Here is a 23,149-nt window from a genome sequence, read left to right on the forward strand (position 1 = left end):
TCTAGTTTCTCACAAAGTTAATAAAACACCACCTCCACATTCGGGAGAGCGCTTTTCAGCTTTTCAATATCATTGCTGCGCAAAGAGGTATTGAAGCAAATCACGGTTTCTAGTTTCTTGAGCTCAGTCAGTCGGTCGAACTTGAATACTTTAGTGTTGGAACAATCAATCCACTTTAAGTTAGATAGTCCTTCTAGCCCCGTAAAACGTCTCACATTCGTTCCAGAGCAATTGATTCGCTCTAGTTTGGTCATCGTTGTGAGCGGGCGCAAATCATCTATGGCTGTATTGCTAAAGTTCAATGACTTAAGGTTATTGAATTTCAAAATGGATAGTAAGTCTGCAACCGGCATTTCCGTAAAACTCAAAGATTCTAAAGTTTTTAGGTCTGGCAATGAGTTCAAATCTCTCATTCCAAGCCTGTTCAAACCTAGTTCTTTCAATCTATAGAACTCCGACAACTCAGTCAAACTGGTGATAGATGAGCCTTGGATATTCAACCTTTCAAGAGAAACGAGCTGATGTAATTGCTTAGCCGTAGGTTGACCAGCCATTACCACATTCTCTTTAAAGGCTCTTTTCATTGGCTCACTTAATATTCCCCACCAAGCATTTAAGGCCTTGGTCTGGAAAATAATAGTTAAGTCTTCTTTCTTATCTAACAGTAAGGAAACTGCTGTCTTATCTACATTGCTTCCTTCCACATTCAAGTACTTGAGCTTTGATAATCGACCTAAATCGGTAATATTCTTAACTTTTGTGTTTTCCGCCTCAATATGCCTTAAGTTCGAAAGATTAGACAAAGGTGAAAGATCAGCTACAGCCGTATTATTGAGGGTTAGCGTCTCTAATCGCTCCAATGCCTCTAACCCTTGAAGATTTTTTAGCGGATTAGAGTCTAGATTTAAATGTGCTATTTTTTTCAATTGCGCCAATGGCGCCAAAGTTGAAATACCTGCCCCCTCGAAATTCAAAGAATCTATTCTTAGCAGCTGAATTAAGTCTTCATTTCCTGGATTAGGCGTATCCATGTATTTAGTCAATACGCCTTTCCACATATCCGACATTGCTCCCCACCATTGCTCTAATTGTTGGGTATTTCTCACAACCAAAACACTTGGGTTAGCTTCCATATAAGCCTCTAAACTCGCTTCTTCCAATGGTGCATTATCACAATATATTTTGGTTACAGACCTAACTTGAGTAAGCGGTTGAAGTGATTCTACTTTAGTATTGGTAATGTTTAATACACTCAATTTGCCAAGGCTAGAAAGAGGTGTTAGGTCTTTAACATTGGTTAGCTCAAGGTTTAATTCCTGTAAAGCCAAAGCGGATTCAAAGCCTTTTAATTCAGTAATGTCGCTTGCGGACAAATCGAGTTTCCTAAGCTTACTTAACCTAGAAAAGTCTACCGTTCCTATCTGCTCTGCTTCCGATAGGTTTAATTCTTCCAGAAAAACAAGGTCACCGATAAACGACAAGTCTATCTGCTTAATTCTTGAAAGGTTCAGCTTTTTTAACTTTTCGAATGACTTTAGTAAAGAGAAATCTTCTACATGGCAATTTGAGAGATTAAGTGATTCAATCTCGTTGTGATACTTTAAGTATTGAAGATCGAAAACGGAAGTATTAGAAATATCAAGCGATTTTAATGTATTGATAGATCGCAAAGGTTTTAGATCATTAACCCATGTATTGCTTATTTTTAGATACTTCAGATTAGTGAGTTGATAAATGGGATCAAGGTTGAGCACAAAGTCATTTCCCGATAAGTCCAAAGAGTCTATCGATGCCAAGCGAGCCAAATCCTGATTGGTCATACTGTCGCCTTCAAACTTGATTTTATCTTTAAAAACTTGCTTCCACCCTAAGGTTAGCAAAGACCACCATTCTCTAAGCTGCTTATCTCTGCTCAACTTATTTGTGTAGATACTGGCTATTTTTAGTTCGCTCTTTTTAGCATCTAAATTTAATTCAATAAACCGCTTCTGACTACTGTTTACTGGTTCTCCACCTAGGGAAGTTCCTTGTAGATTTCTTATTAACTCCGCCTTATAAAAGGGCGTGCCATCAGTTTTGGTTTCTACCAATATTTCTGCGATTTCGAAATCGAAAACCACATTCTTGAAAAAGAAATCAATGTCTTTTAAATAGGCTTGAATGTCCTTAAAAATTGGAGTTGATCTATTTTCCTCCAAATCATCTTCCACCTGAACTTTAGGGTCGACAAAAAGCTTTGCATAGCTACTGCTAATAATCACTTCTTTCTCGCTTACAGCAGTGCGTTCCGCACCAATTACATTGAGGTAATATTCTAGCGCACTAATAATTTCCTTCACTCCCTCTTTCTTTTTCTCCAACACAGAGTCGGGTAAAACAGGAGATTGCGCAAACAACGTGGCACTTGTGCTGAAAAGAATCAGCAATAATATGAGTCTATTTCTTCTCATAAATTATTTTTAACAAATCTTCCTTTTGAGAAGCATTGACTTGAAGCAAGTCTGAAATTAGCCACCCCGAATTGTCGTTGGCACGGTTAAAATTAGAGAGGGAGAAATACCAGCCATCAACACCGAAGAAATGATAGTTCATGCGGTTTACGGTCTGAAATTGAAGTGTCCCCATTTTTACTTCATACAGAAAAACGGTCAATAAATCAGGCTTATAGTCGGCCAAGGTATATGATTCTGGAACACCTCCTTTTGTGAGGGCCTTTCTTAAATTCATGAAGTCAAGCTCATGGCTCATAGGGTGTAAAAAGACTTTTGTTTCGCCTCTTTGTTTATCAAACATCGTTTTGTAAGGTTCAAAAGCGATGTCTGCAATTACCCATTCGTAGCCAAGTGCTTCTTGCTGAATTTTCATATAAAGCAATAGAGGCAGCTCTTTTCCCTTGTACAGAAAAGTAGTGTTCACCACAGCAAACCAATCTTTTGAATGTAAATTCAAAAACTCTGGGTTATCACCTCGTGTTACTCTTTCAATAAAATCACTCTTGGTTTGAGAAGAAATATCAGTATCCTCCTCATCGAAGAGGATACTGAGGTATTTTTTACGCAATCTTTCGTTGCGATATTGCCTATCATCAGGCTCAAAGGTTCTTCCTTTTACATCTTCTTCTCCATTAAAGCGCTTAAAAAACTGGTTGAGTTGCTTCGTGCTTGCCAACAGTTGCTGCTCGATTTCATAGTTTTCGCCCACAATTTGGGCAGAAGAATATGAAGTAAACACAAAGAAGAATGAAAGTGAAAGAAGAATTAGTCGGTTCATACTGAAGTTTCAGATACTCGGATATCGCCCAAAATTACATCCCAAAACTCAATAGTTCTGCCGGCAATCTGAGTCTTTTTCTTTTCTACGTAAATGGTTATATCCTTTTTAGTAGTGTCCTTGTAGCTCATTTTATCTGCTGTGGTTCCTTCAAACTTCTGATAAATAGTAACTACACCAACATATCGGCCATCAGGCTGTCTTTCAAGATCAGATATGTATTGAACATCATACCATTCAATATTTACCTTATCATAGTTAAGTGCCATCAGTCGTTGGAAATACTCGCGTACCTTGTAGTACTTGATCTCCTCTGAAGCTAGCGATGAAACGCCCATTTCGCTACCTGGGGCGAATAATTCTTCGGCCCTGTCCATAACGCGGTTCGCTTCTGAAAATGGAGTGTCTTTGTTTCCGATAATTGCAATGTACTTACCTAAGTCTTTAACTTTTTCTAAGGCTAGTGAATCAATCGCTTTTTCGCGATTAGGGTCTACAGGACTTTGGGCTTGGGTTGAAATAGCAAAAAACGCCATTATAGCAACCACGTAAGAAAGTCTTTTAAATATTTGATTGTTCATAATTTTCTTGTGTTAGGGTGTTTCGACTATTTCTTTACCAATACTAATTCTTTGATTCTGCCTTGAGAATCCATCACCATTTCTTTCACTTTGTGTGGAGCCTTCTTAAGGTCCTTCAAATAATTAAGATACTTGGTAATTGTAGTTGGCTCATCAAAGTCTTCTGTTCCATTAGCTGCATAAAAAATAATCAGTACTGGAGCTTCTCCATTACTAAACATTCCAACGGCTTCTCTGATATTATTATTTGCTGCGGTAACTGAAGAAGCATTGGCGATTTGTCCAAAATAGTTAGACAGCCTAGCATCAAGCGCTCTATTTGCGGCCTCTGGGTCAACTTTTGGCTCTTCCTTTACGGGAGGAGTTGGTTCTGGTGTAGTTTCTTCAATTACTTCTTCTGGTTCTTGATTTGCATCAACCACTGCTTTCTGACTCTTACAAGAAGATAAAACAAACAGCAATGCACAGAAGACTGGCACTAATTTAAAAATGCTTTTCATGTTGTGTGAATTTGGTTTCATATATATGGCTTCGTTTAACGTTTTCCGATTGAGCAAGTTCTGTTCCAAAACAATATTTTTTATTTAAAACAGCAATTAAGGTCACTTTTGTTTTGGCCTTACTTTCGAATAGAGAAAATTGCTGTCAAAATGAAAACAAGAATCCTGTAAGCGGACAAATATGGGGAAAGAATGACACATCTCTTTGTCATTTCTATATAAGCCTGTGGTAAAAGGTCGCAGGGCATAAATAGAAATGTCGTAAATGAACTGGCTCATTTACGACATTTCTAAAAAAGGCGTTTAAAAGTTATCCCCTTGGAGCAATTTGAGCGCCTTCTGGCATTTTAAAATCATCCATACTAGGGGCTTCTTTCGAAAGTTTTACATTTTCGAAAAGCACCTCATTTCTCATCCCACCAACTTCTCCATCTTTATACTGATACCATTGCAGAGATTTTGGGATTGTAATTCCATTTATAGTTTGCCATTGATCATACTTAATCAAATTCCAGCGGTCGCTGGCTTCTTCACCGCCAAATGTGGCCGTATACATTAGCCAAGCCATTTCATGCGTTTCTGGGTCGGAATAAATGATGTAATTATCTTTAGAAGATTCACCTACTCCATTCTCATAAGAAACCTTAACGCCATTGTAAGTTGTACCAAGAATATCCATTGGTTCTACATCTTCATAGATAACTCCAGGATCACCTACAACAAACGGGAATGCATAAAAATAGAAATAGAGATTATAGGTCATTCGCGCTCTTGTGGCATTTGCGCTAGCAGGCATAACCCATACTTCGTTGCCATCAAAACCAACGGTATCTTTAGCGGACTCTACTCGCGTGTATCTATTCTGAAGTTCAATCAAATGATGCTGTCCGTTCGACATGTCATAAGAAAGCTGTTTCATTTCAGACCAATTGCCAAAACCGCCATGAGCATCAAAAACTTTAGTGATACTAGCCGAATGGTGCTCCGTTTTTGGAGGAGTCACTTTCACTTCTTCAATTTTATTCTCAGTTTTTGTCCCTCCACAGCCCATCAGAAGCGTCATAAGGAAAACTATTAGATACTTTTTCATTTTCAGATTGATTAAATTCAACGGTAAAGTTCATGAATTTACAGATTTTCAACGTCAGTTGGCTTACCCAAAGTCATTACTTAGTTAGGAATGATAAGAATCTGCATTCAGAATCATATGAGCCACAAAATTATTTCGCTATGGAAGAAGAACTATTCAGTCAAGTACGAAACAACATCGTTTCCAATCATGCAGAAGTAACTGAGGGTACAATGATGGCATCTCCTGGAATTCAATTGAAAGGTAAAAACTTTGCCTTTTTCTATAAAAAATCACTTGCTGTTAGGCTAGGAAGAGATTTTGAGCCTGAATCGGAAGGTATTCATAAATATGAGTTACTCAACCCTTTTAAGGTTAAACCTCCACTGAAGGACTGGTTTGTGATAAGCTTTGAGGAAGCAAACAAATGGCCAATGTTAGCTGAAATTGCATTGAACCAGATGAGAAAAGAACTCAAGTAGTAAAATCATTATTCGCTCCTTTTGTAAACAATGTCAGAATTCTTTTCTCTAGCTGTTTCGAAATGTATATTTGGGCAAGAAATGATTTGAATGAAAGACAGACAGCAATTCGAAACCGAGGCCATTCGCACACAAATTGAAGGCACTCATGCACAGGAGCATTCTACTCCAATGTATCTTACTTCTAGCTTCACCTACGAGGATGCAGAAGAAATGCGTGCTGCATTTGCTGGTGAAAATGATAAGTACATTTACAGCCGCTTTAGTAACCCAAACCTTCAGGAGTTTGTAGATAAAGTGTGCAAAATGGAAAACGCAGAAGCAGGTTATGCCTTTGCTTCAGGAATGGCGGCTATTTTCTCAACTTTCGCTGCCTTACTTTCGTCAGGCGACCATATTATTTCCTGCCGTTCCATATTCGGTTCCACACATACCGTTTTTGGTAAAATACTACCCAAATGGAAAATCGATACTACTTATGTAGACATTGACAACACTAACGATTGGGATAAAGCTGTTCAGCCCAATACCAAAATTCTATATATAGAAACTCCTACAAACCCAGCTGTAGACATCATAGATTTAGAATGGCTAGGTAATTTTGCCAAAACTCATAAGCTCATTTTAGTAGTAGACAATTGCTTTGCTACTCCCTATTTACAACAGCCTATTCAATATGGTGCCGATTTGGTAATTCATTCGGCTACCAAATTTATGGATGGCCAAGGGCGAGTAATGGGTGGAGTTACTGTGGGGAAAAAAGAATTGATTGATGAAATATACGCCTTTAGTAGAAGTACTGGCCCTGCGTTATCAGCCTTCAATGCTTGGGTAATTTCTAAAAGCTTAGAAACCCTCGCAATTCGTATGGATCGCCACTCTGAGAATGCGCTTAAATTAGCTGAGTTTTTAGAAAAATCTGAGTTTGTGGAATGGGTCAAATACCCCTTCTTAAAGTCGCACCCCATGTATGAGGTAGCAAAAAAGCAAATGAAATCAGGCGGAGCAATGGTAGCATTTGGTATCAAAGGAGGGCTGGAAAGCGGAAGAACATTTTTGAACAACATTAAAACATGTTCGCTTACTGCCAATTTGGGCGATAGCCGCACTATTGTAACCCACCCCTCTTCTACCACGCACGCAAAACTTTCGGAAGATGAAAGAATGAAGGTTGGAATTACTCCGGAACTGATTAGAGTTTCGGTAGGTTTAGAACACATTACAGACATCATAACAGATATTGAGCAAGCCTTAAAAGCCGCCCAATAGTTTCTTAGCATGAAGAATATAACTGCGGAAATTTTGACCATTGGAGATGAAATTCTCTATGGTCAAATTCTAGACACCAATGCCCAGTGGATGAGTTACGCCCTAGATCAACTAGGGGTGAGAGTGGTAAGAAAAACTACCGTAGGCGATAATGAACCTGACATTCTTCACGCATTTACAGAAGCCGAAGGTCGTGCAGATTTAGTATTAATTACTGGCGGATTGGGGCCAACCAATGATGACCTTACCATGCCTAGTTTGGCCAAATATTTTGGCTGCCAAATTGTAGAAAACCCAAGTGTACTTGCCCATGTAAAAGACTTCTTCGAAAAAAGAGGAAGAGAATTTACAGAAATGAACAAGAGGCAGGCCCTAGTGCCCGAAATTGCCGAAGTAATTCATAATTCATTAGGTACAGCTCCTTGTACATGGTATGAAAGAAATGGAAAAATTTTCGTTTCCATGCCTGGTGTACCACATGAGATGAAGAACATAATGAAGGAATTTGTGATTCCGAAAATTCGTGAATTCTTCCAAACTCCCGTCATCTACCATAAAGTGATAAAAACAGTCGGTATAGGCGAATCTTTTTTAGCAGAAAAAATCAAAGATTGGGAATATGCCCTACCTCCGCACATTCGCTTGGCCTACCTTCCGAGTATCGGCCATGTAAAACTAAGGCTTACCGCCATTGGTGAAGACCGAGGATTATTAGAAAAGGAAGTACAGCAATTGATTGACGTATTCCTTCCCTTGGCAGGGAAATACATATATGGCTATGACGAAATAAGCTTAGAAGAGGCCATTGGCCAACTTCTTCTAGCTCAAAAGAAGACAATTGCCTTGGCAGAAAGTTGTTCGGGTGGATTTATTCAACATAAAATCACTCAAATCCCTGGATCATCCGCGTACTTTCAAGGTGGAATTGTACCTTACCACAACCAATTTAAGATTGATGTGTTAGGTGTTAAAGCTTCCACTCTTGAAAAACATGGAGCTGTAAGTGAAGAGTGTGTGACAGAAATGGCTGAAAGAGTAAGGGAGAAATTTAACTCCGATATCGGCATAGCCAGTAGCGGAATTGCTGGGCCGGGTGGTGGTTCAGAAGAAAAACCCGTTGGTACGGTATGGATTGCTTATGCTGACAACAAACAAACCATAACCAAAAGGCTTCAATTAACACAGAATAGAATATTAAATATCGAATTAACAGAAATAGCAGTACTAAATTTGGTTAGAAAAAGTTTGAACCAATAAGACATTGATAATATTTGGTTTAATGCTATTTTTGTCCTTTGAACGCAAACGTTTTTAATCTATAAAAACTAACAATATGGCACTTGTAGAAATGGTGATGCCTAAAATGGGCGAGAGTATAATGGAGGGAACAGTCTTAACTTGGCTGAAACAAGAAGGCGATACAATTGAGGCCGATGAATCCGTACTTGAAGTAGCCACAGATAAGGTTGACACTGAAGTTCCTGCCATTCATGCAGGTGTTTTGAAAGAAATATTGGTAAAGGAAGGTGATGTTGTTCCTGTGGGTGCTCCAATTGCCAGAATTGAAACCGAAGCCTCTGCTGGAGGAGATTCAGCCCCAGTTGCAGAAGCACCTAAAGCAACAGCTTCAAATAATCAAACCAACGATAAACCAGCTAACTCTTCTTCAAATGGACACGTAGCCGTTTTAGAAAAACCTGCTGGCGATAGATTCTATTCTCCATTGGTAATGAATATTGCCCGTGAAGAAGGGATAACAATGAGCGAATTGGAGAGAGTACCTGGTACAGGCCGAGAGGATAGAGTTACTAAAAAAGACATTCTAGCCTATGTGAAAAACAGGCCACAAGGAGGTGTTGCTGCAGCTCCAGTTCAGGTTACAGCCTCTGCTCCAGTACAATCTGCTCCTAAGCAAATGCCTGTTTCTATTTCTGGTGAAGACGAAATCATCGAAATGGACAGAATGCGTAAGATGATTGCAGAACGTATGGTAGATTCTAAACGCATTTCGCCACACGTTACTTCTTTTGTTGAAGCTGATGTTTCAGGAGTAGTTTCATGGAGAAACAAGGTAAAAAACAGCTTTATGGAAAGAGAAGGTGAGCCAATTACTTTCACTCCAATTTTCATAGAGGCCATTGTTAAGGCCATTAAGGATTATCCAATGATTAACGTGCAAGTAGATGGCACTAGAATCATCAAGAAAAAGGACATCAATATTGGTTTGGCAGTAGCCCTTCCAAGTGGAAACCTTATTGTTCCTGTAATACATAGGGCCGATCAATACAACTTGACTGGGCTTACCAAAAAAGTGAATGATTTGGCTAAAAGAGCACGTGAAAACAAGCTAACACCAGACGACTTACAAGGCGGAACGTTTACAGTTTCAAATGTAGGCTCTTTTGGAAACGTAATGGGAACACCAATCATTATGCAACCTCAGGTAGCTATTATGGCTTTGGGAGCTGTAGTTAAAAAACCAGCTGTAGTTGAAACACCTTCAGGTGATGCCATTGCCATACGTCATAAAATGTTCCTTTCACACTCTTACGACCACAGGGTTGTTGATGGTTCTTTAGGCGGAATGTTTGTAAGAAGAGTAGCCGATTTCTTGGAAAGATTTGATGCTAAGCAATCTTTGTAAGAGCAATCTAAAATAAATTTGGAGCCTCAATCAGCAATGATTGGGGCTTTTTTCGTTCCACCCTTCTGCTTTAATACTACATTATACTATAAATAATAAACATTACTTGTTCTACTTAAAAATGTAGATATAAAGAGATCAACATGGTCTTTAGTATATATTTCAGTATCTTATCAGAAGCATTAAATATTCAAGCGAGCTATTATAATTTCAAATTCCTCAAACAGCTACATCATAATAGAGTATTAAAAGTGATTTCAAAAGTTGACAGTGTTAATGAAAAGATTGGAAAAGGCGACCAGCAAAATTTGCTGATAGAAGCCTTAAACTACACTGCTGCGGTTTCAATCACAGATAGTAAAGGCATTATCACTTTTGTAAACACACTCTTCTGTAATATATCTGGCTATTCTCAAAATGAACTCTTAGGCAAGAATCACAATTTGCTTAAATCTAAACAGCACTCAGACCACTTCTTTCAATCTTTATGGCAGACCATTTCGAATGGAAGGCCTTGGAAAGGCGAAATTTGTAACCTCAATAAATCGGGCGAGGCCTACTGGGTACAAACATCGATTATTCCATTTAAAAACAAACGAGGGAAGATAGAAGGATATACTTCAATTCAAGTTGAAATAACTGGAAGTAAAGAAGCCCAAGATAGCATTGTAAATGAAGAGCAATTCAGAAAGAATGAATTCAATCTTAACCAAGCACAGAAAATTGCGAGAATTGGTAGTTTCGATACTACGCATTCAACCAAAGAAATATGGTGGTCCAATGAGCTCTACACCCTTTTTGGGCTTAGCCCCGATAACTTCACACCTCAGAGAGATAGCTTTTACAAATTACTTCATCCCGAAGATCAGCCATCTTTTGAAAAGTTAGTACAGTCACTTGTCAATGATGAAAAAACTCAGTTTGAGTTTAGGGCCAAACATACCAGCGGAAAATGGTTACATCTAGAACTCATAGCCGAAGCCAAGTACGATTGCAATAATAACTTTAACGGCTCTAGAGGTACCATGCAAGATATTACAGAACGCAGAGAAGCAGAGGCGGCTCTCAACTATGCCTACAATATAATTAACCGGAGCCCAGCAGTTGTTTTCAGATGGGAAAACATTCAAGACCTACCTGTCGATTTTGTGTCAAAAAATGTTTTGGAACTTACTGGATACTCAACTGAAGATTTTTTAAACAAACAGATTAGTTATGATGATATTATCCATCCGGAAGATCGAGAGCGTGTCAGTTTTGAGGTATCTCAAGCCAATACAGTTAACAACAATAACATGTACCATCATGAGCCATATAGGCTTATCACTAAAAATGGGGAAATTAAATGGGTACTCGACACCACCTACATTAGACGCAATACAGCTGGAAAAGTAATGTTTCGCGAAGGCATTGTTTATGATATTACCAAACAAAGGCTGGCCGAAGAAGACCTCAGAAAAAATGAAGCTTTATTAGCTAGAATGAGTGAAACGGCAAAGATTGGTGGTTGGGAACTAGACGTCAACTCATTGGTAATTGATTGGACAGAAGAGACATACTTTATTTATGAATTAGACCCAAATAAAAAACCAGACTTATCAGAAGGAATTAAATATTACCACCCTGATGATCGGCCTAAAATTGAAAAAGCTGTTCACAACGCCATTCACCTAAAAGAACCATTTGACTTGGAAGTTAAATTTATAACAGCAAAAGGAAATCACTTATGGGTTCGAGCCAGTGGCAGACCCATTACTAAAAACGGGAATACTGTAAAAGTAACAGGCACATTTCAAGACATTACCGAACGTAAAAAAACTGAATTATCTATCCAACACCACCTCCAGTTACTAGAACAAAAAAACAAAGAACTAAATCAATTTGCCTACATAGCCTCACACGACTTACAAGAGCCACTCAGAACAGTTTCTAATTATGTAGAGCTATTTAACTGGAAATATCACGACAAACTTGATAATGACGCCAATCTGTACCTCAGCTATATTACACGGTCGGTAGATCGTATGCGAGATTTGCTGCATGAACTATTGGAATACACCAGCATAGGGAAATATAATACCCCCCCTGCTCAAGTTGATTGTAACAATATTATTGAACAGGTAAAAAATGACTTATCTGCACAGCTGACAGAGAAAAAAGCAATACTAAAAATAGAGAAACTGCCGCAAATTAAAGGGCACGAACATGAGTTGCGTTCGCTGTTTCAAAACCTCATTTCCAATGCCATAAAGTTTTGTAAACCAGACACTAATCCCGAAATTAGTATTTCAGCAAATAGAATAAAGAAGCAATGGGTATTTGCGGTAAAAGACAATGGGATTGGCATTGAAGAAAATTATAAAGAGAAAATATTCTCTATTTTTCAACGCCTTCATAGTCAAGATTTGTATGAAGGAACTGGTATAGGCCTAGCTCGATGCTTAAAAATTGTAGAGCTGCATGGTGGAAAAATCTGGGTAGAATCCACTGCAAATGAAGGCAGCACATTTTATTTTTCTATCCCAAACTAAATAGGTATGAAACAAAAAGTTAAGTGCATTTTATTAATTGACGACAATGAAGCGGATAACTTCTATCACGAAATTGTAATAGGAAGATCTGAATTTGCAGAAGAAGTAGTATCAGTAACTGGAGGACAAGAGGCCCTAGAATATCTTCAATTAAGCCTAAAAGGTGAAAGAACATCTCCAGACTTAATTTTTCTAGACATCAATATGCCCAGAATGGATGGCTGGGAATTTTTACAAGAATATGCCAAACTAGATAAAGCAAAAAACGATCGCATCATTGTAGTAATGTTATCTACCTCCAAAAATCCAGAATATGTAAAAAAAGCAAACGAACTGGAAGAGGTAAGCGAATTCACCAGCAAACCGCTCACTACAGAGTACTTAGAAGAAATTCGTGAGAAATACTTCAGTAAGTAACTATAACTAGCCAATCTATACCACCCTAACACCGCTTTCTTATTTCAATACTTCAGGCCTTCTTTCCTCTTACCAAAATCTTTTTAAAATTATTACCCTACTAATTTGGTAGATTTTATATTCTTTCTCTTTCTTTGTACCAGAAATCAAATCACTAAAACTCAAAGTATGGATCTGAACATTTCTACACAAGTAAGCAAAGCCGCCAAAAGAGACATCATTGAGCTCAAAGCAAAGATTGAAAGATTTCAACAAGGCAAAATTGAAGAAGATAAATTCAAGCTCTTCCGTTTAACGCGTGGCGTTTATGGCCAACGCCAACCTGGTGTTCAAATGGTGCGCATTAAACTTCCATATGGGAAAGTAACCTCAAATCAACTAGTTAAAATTGCTGAGGTATCTGATAAATACGCAACGGGTAATTTACACTTAACCACACGTCAGGATATTCAACTGCATTTTGTTAAAATGCAGGATTCCCCTGCGCTATGGGCTGAATTAGAAGAAGAGCAAATTACATTGCGTGGTGCTTGCGGTAACACAGTTAGAAATGTAACTGCATCGCCAGACGCAGGCATCAATCCAAACGAACCGTTTGATGTTACGGCATATGCGCATGAGTTAACCCATTATTTCCTTAGAAACCCCATTTGTCAAGATATGGGAAGGAAATTCAAAATTGCCTTCGCATCAGATGATAAAGACTCTGCTTACACCTATTTTCATGATATAGGGTTCATACCTAAACTGAAGGAAGAAAACGGACAAAGTATCAAAGGCTTTAAAGTAGTGCTTGGAGGTGGATTAGGAGCAGTATCAATGACCGCTCAAACTGCGCATGAATTCCTGCCAGCCGATCAGTTCATTCCGTTTACAGAAGCCGTAATTCGGGTATTCGATCGGTACGGAGAGCGCACCAATCGAAACAAAGCCAGAATGAAGTTTTTGGTGAAGAAAATTGGCTTTGCTCAATTGTTAAAGCTTGTGGCCGAAGAACAAAAAGCATTAAAGGTAAAATCATTTGAAGTGAATCATGACCATGAAAAAGTCTCGCTTTCTGACCAACTCTTAATTCCACAAGTAACTATTGAAGATTGGCAACAGTTTGAAGACTGGCAACGCACCAATGCATTTCCGCAAAAGCAATCAGACTATTTTGGTATTTGGGTACGAGTTTCTTTAGGAGACATTCACTCTTCTACCGCTAAACTATTGGCCAAGCTGGTTCAAAAATATGCGGCAGACGATATTAGAGTTACTGTAAACCAAGGTTTACTTATTAAATATGTTCGGAAAGAATTATTACCATTCTTCTTTCAAAAATTAACTGAGCTCGGCCTAGCAAAACCTGGGTTCAATTCCACGCACGACATTACTTCTTGCCCCGGTTCCGACACTTGTAATTTAGCTGTTACCAATAGCACCGCCCTGTCTACAACCCTCGAACACATGCTTAACAATGAGTTCAAACATTTGATTGATGAATCCTTTATCAAAATCAAAATCAGTGGTTGTATGAATGCCTGTGGTCAGCATATGGCAGCTAACATTGGTTTTCACGGTAGTTCAATAAAAAATGGTGCACTTGTTATTCCTGCCATGCAAGTAGTTATTGGTGGTGGTATTTCTCCTAATGGGGAAGGCTTTATTGCAGAAAAAGTAATAAAAGTACCTACTAAGAAAATCCCTTTGGCGCTATCTTTTATACTTCATGAGTTTGAAGAAAAAGCCAATGAAGGCGAATATTTTAACGACTTCTATCAACGTTTAGGGAAAATGCATTTCTATCATTTGCTCAAGCCATTGACGGATGTACAAGCACTCGAAGCTTCGGACTATGTAGATTGGGGGAAATCAGAAAGCTTTAGTCCAGAAATTGGTGTGGGCGAATGCGCCAGCGTAACATTAGACGTAATTCAAACGGTAATTGAAGAAGCCAAAGAAAGACTGGATTGGTCTAAAGAAGGCTTAGAGGAAGGTATTTATGCCGATGCCATTTACAATAGCTACAATGCCTTTGTGATTGCGGCCAAGGCACTGTTGCTTAGTGAAGACGTAAGTTGTAACACTCAAATTGGTATTCTCCAGAGCTTTGATCAAACCTTTCAAACCAAAGCTCCTTTTCAGTTTGAGCCTTCGTTTGAAGATTTCGTACTCCAAATCAACAAGAATGAACCATCAGAAGAGTTTGCCAACAGCTTTTACAATGCTTCAGAACAATTTCTAATAAAAGCCAACACCTACAGAAGTCAGCAATTGGCTGATGCAAATGGTGTAGACAAAACCGTAATCACCGATTTCTATAAAGCCTAATGCAGAGTATACATCCAAAATTGACCCTTGTAGGCGCAGGCCCGGGCGATCCAGATTTAATCAGCGTAAAGGGAATTAAAGCCATTGCCGATGCCAATGTTATTCTTTACGATGCGTTGGTCAGTAAAGAGTTGTTAACCTATGCCACCAAGCGAGCAGAACTTATCTATGTGGGAAAGCGGGTAGGAAAACACAGCCACACTCAAGATGCCATCAATGAACTGATTGTATACTTTGCTCAAGAAAAAGGGCATGTAGTACGCTTAAAGGGAGGAGACCCTTTTATTTTTGGTCGTGGCTATGAAGAAATTGCCTATGCTCAAAAACATGGCATCTCTACCGCTATGGTTCCCGGTATCAGCAGTGCTCATGCCGTGCCTGCGCTACAAAACATTCCCCTTACTTCTAGAGGCATAAACCAAAGTTACTGGGTAACCACTGGCACTACCAGCACAGGCGAATTATCGCCAGACATTACCATTGCGGCCCAATCATCAGCCACAATAGTAATTCTAATGGGTACCAGAAAGTTAACCGAGATTTGTCAAGTTTTTCAAGACGAGAAAAAGGGAAACACCTCAATTGCAATTATTCAGAATGGCACATTACCGAACGAAAAAATTGTAGTAGGCACAATTGACGACATTCAAGAAAAGGCTGAAAAAAATGAAATTGGCTCACCTGCCATTATTGTTATTGGGGAGACTGTAAACCTTCGTCAAGACCAAAGGCTCTCTTCTATTCAACAACAAGTATTTGCTCATGGTCAATGAACTCTACCCAATTTTTCTTAAAGTGCATGCTTTTGATGTGCTCATTGTTGGCGGAGGCGAGGTTGGGCTAGAGAAAATAAGCTTCTTGCTAAAAAGTAGCCCAAATGCTAAAGTCACTTTGGTAGCAAAAGAAATAAAGAATGAAATAAAAGTATCAGTGCAAAATCACCCTTATGTAAAGCTAATAGAACGAGAGTTTTTTAATGAAGATTTGACCGAAATGCAGTTGGTTATTATTGCAACTGAAAATCAAAAACTGAACAAAACTATACAGGCTGAAGCCAAAGAGAGAGGCATTTTGGTAAACGTAGCCGACACCCCCGAATTATGTGATTTCTACATGGGCAGTATAGTTACCAAGGGCGATTTAAAAATTGGAATTTCAACCAATGGAAAATCCCCAACCATTGCCAAACGATTAAGAGAGCTTTTCACTGATTTACTTCCAGATGAAATTGACACCCTGATCGGAAACATGGAAATGGTTCGAAACAACATGAAAGGAGATTTCGACTACAAAGTAAAAGAACTCAATAAATTAACTGAACACCTGATAAGCAAATAAAAGGATTAGCAACATAGTCCTCATATTCAATGTTAATTCACTAATTTTCAATTCCATATTAAATAGTGTTATGAAAGAAACTACCGTAAAGGAACTAGCAGAACTAAAAGCATCAGGAGCAGACTTTCAGTTGATTGATGTAAGAGAACAAAATGAATTTGAAATAGCCGAAATTGGTGGAGAATTGATTCCTATGAACACCATTCCGGGAAACGTAGATAAAATTAGTCGCGATAAAAAAGTGGTGATCCATTGCCGTAGCGGAAAACGAAGTGGAGATGTAATCAACTGGTTAGAGCAAAACCATGGTTTCGAAAACCTCTATAACCTTAAAGGTGGAATTTTGGCCTATGCCGATGAAATTGACAATAGCTTAACGAAATATTAAGCTGATTTTTTCAGAAGGTTGAATAAACTTCAACCTTCTGAAAAACCTAGAAACGGCTATATTTTCTAACGCGAATAAAGTTGCGAATCACTCCAAAGAGCACTAACAAAACAATTGGCCCAACAAGGTTAATCATCTGCCATTTCAACTTTTCTTTTTGCGCTCGAATTCTATCTAAAGGCCGTAGCTTAATCTCTTTATTTCTTGCCTGAATTAACCCATCATCGTCTATCAAATAAGTCAGCGCATTCATCATAAAGTCTTTATTGGCAAACACCTTTTTTTCTTCACCTTCAGCATATGGATTAAACCCTAAATCGAGCGGTACTCCTCGCTGCATTTCATTTCTGATTATATCTCCATCACCAATCACAATGATTTTCGTATCGGGACTATCGGCTTTAAAATCGCTGGTATTCACTCCTCCTTTCGGTAAAACTCTATTTTTAAAAAGGCTTTCAAATTCTCCTTCCAATAAATAAGCAATAGGGTGTTGTCCTCCTTGATATAGACTTGGGTCATTCTCTGCTGCAATTTCTTCGAACGAAACAGGTGCTGGCGCATTCAAAATTCGAGTATATTGAGAAGTAAACATCAATGGAGTTTTCTTAATTCCCTCAGCAGCAACAGTGTCGATTGTACTAGTAAAACGTGTGTAAACGGCATCCAAATTACGAGTAATTGGATGATCGCTAAACCACGAAGCACCAAAGAAAAATGGCCAGCGTAAATTGGTAATTGTTTGAGAGTCATCCATCCTTACCGGGTATCGACCAAAATTTTGCACATCCAAGATGAAGTCATTTTTCAGCCTAATTCCATAACGAAAAAACAGATCATCCAAATCAAGCGTGTAGGGCAAGCCAAAAGTACCAACTCCGCCTGCTTGTCGCATGTCTACCCCGAGGGCATCTACCATAAAAATAGCCTTGCCCCCATGCATCAAATGCTGATCAATTTTAAACTTATCTTCCCTAGAAAAAGCCTTGGTAGGCTTTGCCATAATAATCACATCGAAGTTTTTCAACTCCGTTGTCTCACTCAAGTTGACCGGTACAATATTAAATGCCTCAGAAAAATCACGCGCAAACCAATAGATGTTCAACGAGTCAAGTTCACCATGCCCTTGAAGCAAGCCAATACGCCTTCTGTCAACATCCGCAATGCGCTGAATTCCAGTGGCTAATTCGTATTCAATACCCTCAAGCGATTGGTTGAGCTTCATTTCAAATGATGCTCCTTGATTCCCTTTCAGCAATAATACACTCGAAGTTCGATCTCCATAGCGAAGCACCACATAAGGGAAAATAAGTTTCTGAACATCTGTTCCATTATCATTATCAAATATTCTGGTAGGCGAAAGCCCCGCATCTATCCAAGCCTGATAGTTTTTATTTCGTTCGCTTTCAGTATCAGCCGCTCCAGGATCATTAACTGAATAGTAAATAGGCTGACTGCTGTAAATACCTAGTTCTTCTACAGTTTCTACAATGGATTTCTGAAAACGCTGAAATTCGGTTGGTAAATCGGTTCCCAATAAAATTTCCACATATAAAGGCTGATTCAGTTTTCCCAATAGTTCCTTAGTAGGATCTTGAAGCGTATATCGTTTTTCTTCTGTTAAATCGAACCTCCAAAAAAAGTTGGCAGCAACTACATTAACTGCAAATACAATGAAAAGCCCCAGTGCGAATACCCTAATAGCCTTCACTCTATGGGGTTTGAAGGACATTCTTCGCGCAGCAAATTTTAGCGAAGTAAGCAGCAAAACCACAGTGATTGTACTTAAGAAATACACTAAGTTTCTGGAATCAATCAGACCACGGCTCATGGCGTCATAATGAAATGAAAGGCTCATTTCATCAATGTAAAGGGCAGTTTGACCAGTGAAAATATCGGACAGGGCACTTATGCCTGTGAACATAAAAAAGCAAAAGAACACGGCTAGAATAAAAGCTACTATCTGGTTTTCGCTGAGTGCCGAAGCAAATTGCCCAATGGATGTAAAAACACCACCTAATAAAATAAGACCTACATAAGACCCAATAATGCCCGGTGTATCTAAATTTCCAGTTGGGTTTCCGAGCTGATAAACCGAGTAATAATAAACCAACGTGGGCAGCACAGAGAAAACCACCAAAGAAAAAGCAGCCATGTATTTCCCAAAAATGATCTGAAAATCACTTAATGGTCGGGTAAGCAGCAATTCTAAAGTGCCTGCTTTTCTCTCTTCAGCCAACATCCGCATGGTAATGGCTGGAATAAGAAACATGTATACAAAAGGGCCTAATGAGAATAGTGTATCGAGCTGGGCATAACCGTAATCAATTACACTGGTTTCAGGGAAAACCCACATCAACAACCCAATACCAGTAAGAAAAACACCGATCACAACATAAGCGATCAACGAATTCAGAAACTGCTGAACCTCCTTTCTATAAATCGCCCACATTGCTCTGTTGGTTAGTTAAGTCATAGAAAATTTGTTCTAGGTCTTGCTCAATCAGTTGCATTTCTAAAATCACCCAGTTTCTTTCCGAAGCCAGCTTAAAAAATCGCTCTCTAATATCTTTATTCACCCTTGATGTAACCTGGTATTTTCCTGCGCCTAAATCTTTAAACTGAAAATCTTTAATTTCAGAAATAGCTTTAAGATCAACTGGTTTAGATAATTCCACATGCAAAACCTGTTTTACACCCGAAGTCAAATGAGCAACCGAATCGTTAGCCACAATTCTACCCTGATTTATAATCACCACTCTATTACACAAAGCTTTCACTTCTTGCATAATATGAGTCGAAAGAATTACCGTTTTATCTTTACTGATTTGCTTAATTAAACCTCTGATTTCAGCAAGTTGGTTGGGGTCTAAGCCAGTGGTGGGTTCATCGAGAATAAGCACTTCAGGGTCATGCAATAATGCCTGAGCCAACCCTACTCTTTGCCTGTACCCTTTTGAAAGTGAGCTTATCTTCTTATTCTGCTCACGTGTTAAACCACAAAGCCGAATCATTTCAGCTATCCGCTGCTTCCTTTTATCTCCTTTTATTTGATGAAGGGAAGCAATAAATGCCAGATACTCGTGAACAAACATGTCTAAATACAGCGGATTGTGCTCTGGTAAATAACCTATAATGGCTCTCGCTTTTTTAGACTCTTTCACAATATCAAACCCGTTCACAATTACCTCGCCTTCGGAAGGTGGTAGGTAACCTGTCGCAATTTTCATTGTTGTGGACTTACCCGCACCATTAGGCCCCAGAAAACCAAGAATATCTCCTTTGTTTACTTCAAAAGAGATTCCATCAACAGCTTTCTGTTGTCCGTAAACTTTGGTGAGTTGCTTTACCTGTATCGACATTGAATCCTTAACGAGGCCTAATATTATTTATTGGGCTTTCCTTTTGGCCATAATGGGCGAACTTCTACATCCACCACATGGTAATTTGCAAAAGTTTGAACAGACTGAACAATTGAACTTGCTACATCTTGCGGACGCATCATATTATCGTTGGCATTTGCCAATTCAATACTATCGAAGAAATTGGTATTGGTTGAACCTGGATAAATTGTCGTCACCTTTATCCCGTGTTCTCTTAGCTCTTGAAAAATAGAATGTGAAATTCCTCGAACCGCATGTTTTGTTCCCACATAGCCTGACATTGTTTTAATTCCACTTGTTCCTGCAATGGAAGAAATATTAACGATATGACCTTCTCCCAATTCTATCATGCTAGGTACGGCTACTTTAATACAATAAAACAATCCATGAACATTAATGTCATACATCTCTCTCCATTCGGCCACATCCATTTCGTGAATAAGCCCTTGATAACCCATTCCAGCATTATTCACCAAAACACTTGCCTTACCAAGCTTATCAGAAGTAGCTTTATAGGAAGCCTGAACATTATCCCAATCAGAAACATCTGTCTTGAAAAAATGGAAATTAGGATCATCTAATTTGGGTGAAGTTCTTCCCCATCCTGCTACAATGGCTCCACCTTCCAACAATTGCTTCACCGCTTCCAAACCAATTCCTTTACTTACGCCAGTAACAATGGCCACTTTCCCTTGAATATCCATAGTGTGAAATTAACAAGCTAAAACTGATTATGGAACTGTAGAGCAATGTTAATCTTAAAACGATTTTTTAGTAACTTCTCAAAAAAAAGAAAATGATACTATCAACAACAGACTTTGTTCCGAATAAAGAAATTATAGAGATCGTAGGTATTGCTAGAGGTAGTACTGTAAGAGCTAGAAATGTAGGTAGGGATATCTTCGCTGGCTTTAAAAATTTAGTTGGGGGCGAAATTGATGAATATACCCAACTACAAGCTGAATCAAGAGAAGAGGCAATTTTTAGAATGACGAAGGACGCTGAAAAACTAGGAGCAGATGCTATTATCAATGTTCGATTTACAACCGCTATGATTATGCAAGGAACAGCTGAAATACTTGCCTATGGAACAGCAGTCAAATTGAAATAATTTACTTCAAATGGCCGAGTTGATAATTTGGACAGCGATTACATTTTGGGTTATAATCGCTGTTAGAATAGCTTTCGGTATTAATAAGAGAATTTATCAGCGCAATCGAGAAGAATTTGAAAAACGTAGTAATTAACAATTACTGTAGCGCAATCAACTTCTGCAATAGAATAGTCATCCCCTTTTCGGCCTTTGCTGCCGCTGCCAATATTTTAGAAAGTTCGGCCACTTCCAAGTGATCTGGGTCACACAAATCTGTAATAGCAGAAATAGCAAATACAGGCAAATTCATATGTCGAGCCACAATTACTTCTGGTACAGTAGACATTCCTACAGCATCTGCACCAATGATTTTCAGAAAACGATATTCGGCTCTTGTTTCCAAATTAGGGCCACTCACCCCAGCGTATACACCTTCATGGCATCTTATACCTTCCTCCTTCGCAATCGCTAAAGCTTGATCGATCATATTACGTTCGTAAGGCTCGCTCATATCAGGAAAGCGTCCTCCAAATTCATCAAGGTTAGCACCTGTTAACGGATTCTCCTTAGCCAAATCAATATGGTCTTCAATAACCATTAAATCGGCCACTTGAAAATTCAAGTTCAATCCCCCTGCGGCATTAGAAACAAAAAGTTTCTTAATCCCTAAGAGTTTCAATACGCGGACAGGAAAAGTTACCTGCTTCATGTCATAGCCTTCGTAATAATGAAACCGCCCCTGCATAGCTACAACCTTCTTTCCAGAAAGTTCTCCGAAAATCAGCCTACCACTATGGCTCTCTACCGTTGAAATGGGAAAGTGAGGTATCTCTCTATATTCAATTGTATGCTCAATTCTAATCTTATCTACTAAAGCCCCTAAACCAGTCCCCAATATGATACCAAATTCAGGTTGAAAATCATTTTCGGATTGAATGTAGTTAAGCGCTTCAAAAATTCGTTTGGTATAGTCCATAGTGTCAATGCTTAATTCAATTTCAAAGATGCAAAAGATTTCATTTTGAGAGGAACTTTAGAAGTCAAAACTTAATTCCATAATCATACTTCTATAAAAGCTTATAGTCCTATGCTCTTTCAGACAAAGACCTTAATTTCGAATTGAAATCAAATCACAGTATGATCACAATTGTAGTAGGAACCAATCGTATTAATTCAGTTAGTAGACAAGTCGCAGATTACTATCAATCCATTATTCAAGAAAAAGGCATTACTGCCGAAATTGTTGATCTCGTTGACTTACCTCATGATTTCACTGGAACGGCTCTTTACGAAAACAATGGAAATAACGCTATTTTCAATACGATGAGAGATAAAGTCCAAAGTGCTAAAAAGCTAATTTTCATCGTCCCTGAATACAACGGTTCCTTCCCTGGTATACTTAAAACATTCATCGATGGATTAAAATATCCTCAAGGAGTTAGAGATAAAAAGGCTGCATTAGTGGGCATTTCCTCAGGCGTACAAGGCGGAGTTTTTGCCATGTCTCACCTCACAGACATTTTTAATTATTTAGGGATGCATGTATTTGCTCTTAAACCTAAACTAGCCGGTATTGAAAGAAACTTCTCAAATGGAAAGGTCATAAACCAACTATATAACGAACTTATTAATACTCAAATAGATAAGTTTATTGAATTCTAAACAAACTCTAATGCTAACCTCTTACTTTCCTCAATTCGGTGAATAAATTGTAGCTCAATAATCAATTGAGTATTGATGCTGAATCAGTACTTAGTAAGCTCTACTTTCCCTCCCCCAAAAAAATAGGTCATAAAAAAACCCCAAGCTATTCGCAAGGGGTTTTTGATAATAAATTGGCAGCGACCTACTCTCCCACCGGTAAAGGCAGT

The 23,149-nt window shown here is 38.6% G+C and carries 21 protein-coding genes; 12 read left to right on the top strand and 9 right to left on the bottom strand.

Annotated elements, in window-relative coordinates:
• Positions 1–17: 17 nt before the first annotated feature.
• From AAC026_RS17570 to AAC026_RS17590, 5 genes are all read right to left on the bottom strand, one after another.
• Positions 18–2,450, bottom strand: a complete 2,433-nt coding sequence (locus tag AAC026_RS17570; RefSeq protein WP_339700806.1) for a hypothetical protein — start codon at positions 2,448–2,450, stop codon at positions 18–20.
• Positions 2,437–3,270: a hypothetical protein gene (locus AAC026_RS17575; RefSeq protein ID WP_339606315.1), complete on the bottom strand. Its 834-nt coding sequence runs from the start codon at positions 3,268–3,270 to the stop codon at positions 2,437–2,439. The genes AAC026_RS17570 and AAC026_RS17575 overlap by 14 nt, the downstream gene beginning before the upstream one ends.
• Positions 3,267–3,806, bottom strand: coding sequence for a hypothetical protein (locus tag AAC026_RS17580; protein WP_339606335.1), 540 nt, complete (start codon positions 3,804–3,806; stop codon positions 3,267–3,269). The genes AAC026_RS17575 and AAC026_RS17580 overlap by 4 nt, the downstream gene beginning before the upstream one ends.
• A 71-nt stretch (positions 3,807–3,877) precedes the next feature.
• A complete protein-coding gene (locus tag AAC026_RS17585; protein WP_339606314.1) occupies positions 3,878–4,351 on the bottom strand; it encodes a nucleoid-structuring protein H-NS in 474 nt (157 codons plus the stop codon).
• A gap of 310 nt (positions 4,352–4,661) precedes the next feature.
• The gene (locus tag AAC026_RS17590; RefSeq protein ID WP_339700808.1) at positions 4,662–5,441 is read right to left on the bottom strand and encodes a DUF6503 family protein; all 780 of its coding nucleotides are present in this window, start codon (positions 5,439–5,441) and stop codon (positions 4,662–4,664) included.
• Positions 5,442–5,581: 140 nt separating this feature from the next.
• On the opposite strand from AAC026_RS17590, the gene AAC026_RS17595 reads away from it, so the two are divergent.
• The 10 genes from AAC026_RS17595 to AAC026_RS17640 all read left to right on the top strand — a co-directional run bounded on the left by AAC026_RS17595 (position 5,582) and on the right by AAC026_RS17640 (position 16,802).
• Positions 5,582–5,902, top strand: coding sequence for a hypothetical protein (locus AAC026_RS17595; protein ID WP_339700811.1), 321 nt, complete (start codon positions 5,582–5,584; stop codon positions 5,900–5,902).
• Positions 5,903–5,992: 90 nt separating this feature from the next.
• A complete protein-coding gene (locus AAC026_RS17600) occupies positions 5,993–7,171 on the top strand; it encodes an aminotransferase class I/II-fold pyridoxal phosphate-dependent enzyme (protein ID WP_339606311.1) in 1,179 nt (392 codons plus the stop codon).
• 9 nt (positions 7,172–7,180) lie between these two features.
• Positions 7,181–8,428, top strand: a complete 1,248-nt coding sequence (locus tag AAC026_RS17605) for a competence/damage-inducible protein A (RefSeq protein ID WP_339700814.1) — start codon at positions 7,181–7,183, stop codon at positions 8,426–8,428.
• Between the two features lie 76 nt (positions 8,429–8,504).
• Positions 8,505–9,815 carry a dihydrolipoamide acetyltransferase family protein gene (locus tag AAC026_RS17610; RefSeq protein WP_339700817.1) on the top strand — a complete coding sequence of 437 codons (1,311 nt, stop codon included), beginning with the start codon at positions 8,505–8,507 and terminating at the stop codon, positions 9,813–9,815.
• A gap of 143 nt (positions 9,816–9,958) precedes the next feature.
• A complete protein-coding gene (locus tag AAC026_RS17615) occupies positions 9,959–12,346 on the top strand; it encodes a PAS domain-containing protein (RefSeq protein ID WP_339700820.1) in 2,388 nt (795 codons plus the stop codon).
• 6 nt (positions 12,347–12,352) lie between these two features.
• Entirely contained in the window at positions 12,353–12,763 is a 411-nt protein-coding gene (locus AAC026_RS17620) for a response regulator (RefSeq protein WP_339606307.1), read from the top strand.
• Between the two features lie 168 nt (positions 12,764–12,931).
• Positions 12,932–15,076 (top strand): HEPN domain-containing protein, encoded by a 2,145-nt coding sequence (locus tag AAC026_RS17625; RefSeq protein WP_339700823.1) that lies wholly within the window; start codon positions 12,932–12,934, stop codon positions 15,074–15,076.
• Positions 15,076–15,849, top strand: coding sequence for a uroporphyrinogen-III C-methyltransferase (gene cobA, locus AAC026_RS17630; RefSeq protein WP_339700826.1), 774 nt, complete (start codon positions 15,076–15,078; stop codon positions 15,847–15,849). Before AAC026_RS17625 ends, cobA begins: the two co-directional genes overlap by 1 nt.
• Positions 15,839–16,414 carry a bifunctional precorrin-2 dehydrogenase/sirohydrochlorin ferrochelatase gene (locus AAC026_RS17635; protein ID WP_339700829.1) on the top strand — a complete coding sequence of 192 codons (576 nt, stop codon included), beginning with the start codon at positions 15,839–15,841 and terminating at the stop codon, positions 16,412–16,414. The genes cobA and AAC026_RS17635 overlap by 11 nt, the downstream gene beginning before the upstream one ends.
• 70 nt (positions 16,415–16,484) lie before the next feature.
• Positions 16,485–16,802: a rhodanese-like domain-containing protein gene (locus AAC026_RS17640; protein ID WP_062593876.1), complete on the top strand. Its 318-nt coding sequence runs from the start codon at positions 16,485–16,487 to the stop codon at positions 16,800–16,802.
• Positions 16,803–16,848: 46 nt separating this feature from the next.
• Here AAC026_RS17640 and gldG read toward each other — a convergent pair whose 3' ends face one another.
• From gldG to AAC026_RS17655, 3 genes are read right to left on the bottom strand one after another with little or no spacing between them, the layout of a single operon-like run.
• Positions 16,849–19,254, bottom strand: coding sequence for a gliding motility-associated ABC transporter substrate-binding protein GldG (gene gldG, locus AAC026_RS17645; protein ID WP_339700833.1), 2,406 nt, complete (start codon positions 19,252–19,254; stop codon positions 16,849–16,851).
• The gene (gldA, locus tag AAC026_RS17650) at positions 19,238–20,164 is read right to left on the bottom strand and encodes a gliding motility-associated ABC transporter ATP-binding subunit GldA (RefSeq protein ID WP_339700836.1); all 927 of its coding nucleotides are present in this window, start codon (positions 20,162–20,164) and stop codon (positions 19,238–19,240) included. Before gldA ends, gldG begins: the two co-directional genes overlap by 17 nt.
• 23 nt (positions 20,165–20,187) lie before the next feature.
• Positions 20,188–20,889 (bottom strand): SDR family oxidoreductase, encoded by a 702-nt coding sequence (locus tag AAC026_RS17655; protein ID WP_339700839.1) that lies wholly within the window; start codon positions 20,887–20,889, stop codon positions 20,188–20,190.
• 92 nt (positions 20,890–20,981) lie between these two features.
• Between AAC026_RS17655 and AAC026_RS17660 the strand changes: the two genes are divergently transcribed.
• Complete coding sequence (locus tag AAC026_RS17660; RefSeq protein WP_062593868.1) at positions 20,982–21,296, top strand: YbjQ family protein; 315 nt, start codon at positions 20,982–20,984, stop codon at positions 21,294–21,296.
• A 139-nt stretch (positions 21,297–21,435) separates the two neighbouring features.
• Here the strand turns inward: AAC026_RS17660 and AAC026_RS17665 are convergent, their stop codons facing one another.
• The gene (locus AAC026_RS17665; protein ID WP_339700842.1) at positions 21,436–22,254 is read right to left on the bottom strand and encodes a purine-nucleoside phosphorylase; all 819 of its coding nucleotides are present in this window, start codon (positions 22,252–22,254) and stop codon (positions 21,436–21,438) included.
• Positions 22,255–22,415: 161 nt separating this feature from the next.
• Here AAC026_RS17665 and AAC026_RS17670 point away from each other — a divergent pair, with 161 nt between their 5' ends.
• Positions 22,416–22,940 carry an NAD(P)H-dependent oxidoreductase gene (locus tag AAC026_RS17670; protein WP_062593864.1) on the top strand — a complete coding sequence of 175 codons (525 nt, stop codon included), beginning with the start codon at positions 22,416–22,418 and terminating at the stop codon, positions 22,938–22,940.
• The last annotated feature ends 209 nt before the right edge of the window (positions 22,941–23,149 follow it).

It is taken from the genome of uncultured Roseivirga sp., assembly GCF_963973945.1.
Classification (GTDB): Bacteria; Bacteroidota; Bacteroidia; order Cytophagales; family Cyclobacteriaceae; genus Roseivirga.

Coding starts and splice junctions, on each gene's coding strand:
- AAC026_RS17605 (WP_339700814.1), top strand. CDS start 7,181: ATGAAGAATATAACTGCGGAAATTTTGACCATTGGAGATGAAATTCTC.
- AAC026_RS17655 (WP_339700839.1), bottom strand. CDS start 20,889: ATGGATATTCAAGGGAAAGTGGCCATTGTTACTGGCGTAAGTAAAGGA.
- AAC026_RS17615 (WP_339700820.1), top strand. CDS start 9,959: ATGGTCTTTAGTATATATTTCAGTATCTTATCAGAAGCATTAAATATT.
- AAC026_RS17635 (WP_339700829.1), top strand. CDS start 15,839: ATGGTCAATGAACTCTACCCAATTTTTCTTAAAGTGCATGCTTTTGAT.
- AAC026_RS17570 (WP_339700806.1), bottom strand. CDS start 2,450: ATGAGAAGAAATAGACTCATATTATTGCTGATTCTTTTCAGCACAAGT.
- gldG (WP_339700833.1), bottom strand. CDS start 19,254: ATGTGGGCGATTTATAGAAAGGAGGTTCAGCAGTTTCTGAATTCGTTG.
- AAC026_RS17590 (WP_339700808.1), bottom strand. CDS start 5,441: ATGAAAAAGTATCTAATAGTTTTCCTTATGACGCTTCTGATGGGCTGT.
- AAC026_RS17595 (WP_339700811.1), top strand. CDS start 5,582: ATGGAAGAAGAACTATTCAGTCAAGTACGAAACAACATCGTTTCCAAT.
- cobA (WP_339700826.1), top strand. CDS start 15,076: ATGCAGAGTATACATCCAAAATTGACCCTTGTAGGCGCAGGCCCGGGC.
- AAC026_RS17585 (WP_339606314.1), bottom strand. CDS start 4,351: ATGAAAAGCATTTTTAAATTAGTGCCAGTCTTCTGTGCATTGCTGTTT.
- AAC026_RS17600 (WP_339606311.1), top strand. CDS start 5,993: ATGAAAGACAGACAGCAATTCGAAACCGAGGCCATTCGCACACAAATT.
- gldA (WP_339700836.1), bottom strand. CDS start 20,164: ATGTCGATACAGGTAAAGCAACTCACCAAAGTTTACGGACAACAGAAA.
- AAC026_RS17665 (WP_339700842.1), bottom strand. CDS start 22,254: ATGGACTATACCAAACGAATTTTTGAAGCGCTTAACTACATTCAATCC.
- AAC026_RS17670 (WP_062593864.1), top strand. CDS start 22,416: ATGATCACAATTGTAGTAGGAACCAATCGTATTAATTCAGTTAGTAGA.
- AAC026_RS17580 (WP_339606335.1), bottom strand. CDS start 3,806: ATGGCGTTTTTTGCTATTTCAACCCAAGCCCAAAGTCCTGTAGACCCT.
- AAC026_RS17640 (WP_062593876.1), top strand. CDS start 16,485: ATGAAAGAAACTACCGTAAAGGAACTAGCAGAACTAAAAGCATCAGGA.
- AAC026_RS17610 (WP_339700817.1), top strand. CDS start 8,505: ATGGCACTTGTAGAAATGGTGATGCCTAAAATGGGCGAGAGTATAATG.
- AAC026_RS17620 (WP_339606307.1), top strand. CDS start 12,353: ATGAAACAAAAAGTTAAGTGCATTTTATTAATTGACGACAATGAAGCG.
- AAC026_RS17625 (WP_339700823.1), top strand. CDS start 12,932: ATGGATCTGAACATTTCTACACAAGTAAGCAAAGCCGCCAAAAGAGAC.
- AAC026_RS17660 (WP_062593868.1), top strand. CDS start 20,982: ATGATACTATCAACAACAGACTTTGTTCCGAATAAAGAAATTATAGAG.
- AAC026_RS17575 (WP_339606315.1), bottom strand. CDS start 3,270: ATGAACCGACTAATTCTTCTTTCACTTTCATTCTTCTTTGTGTTTACT.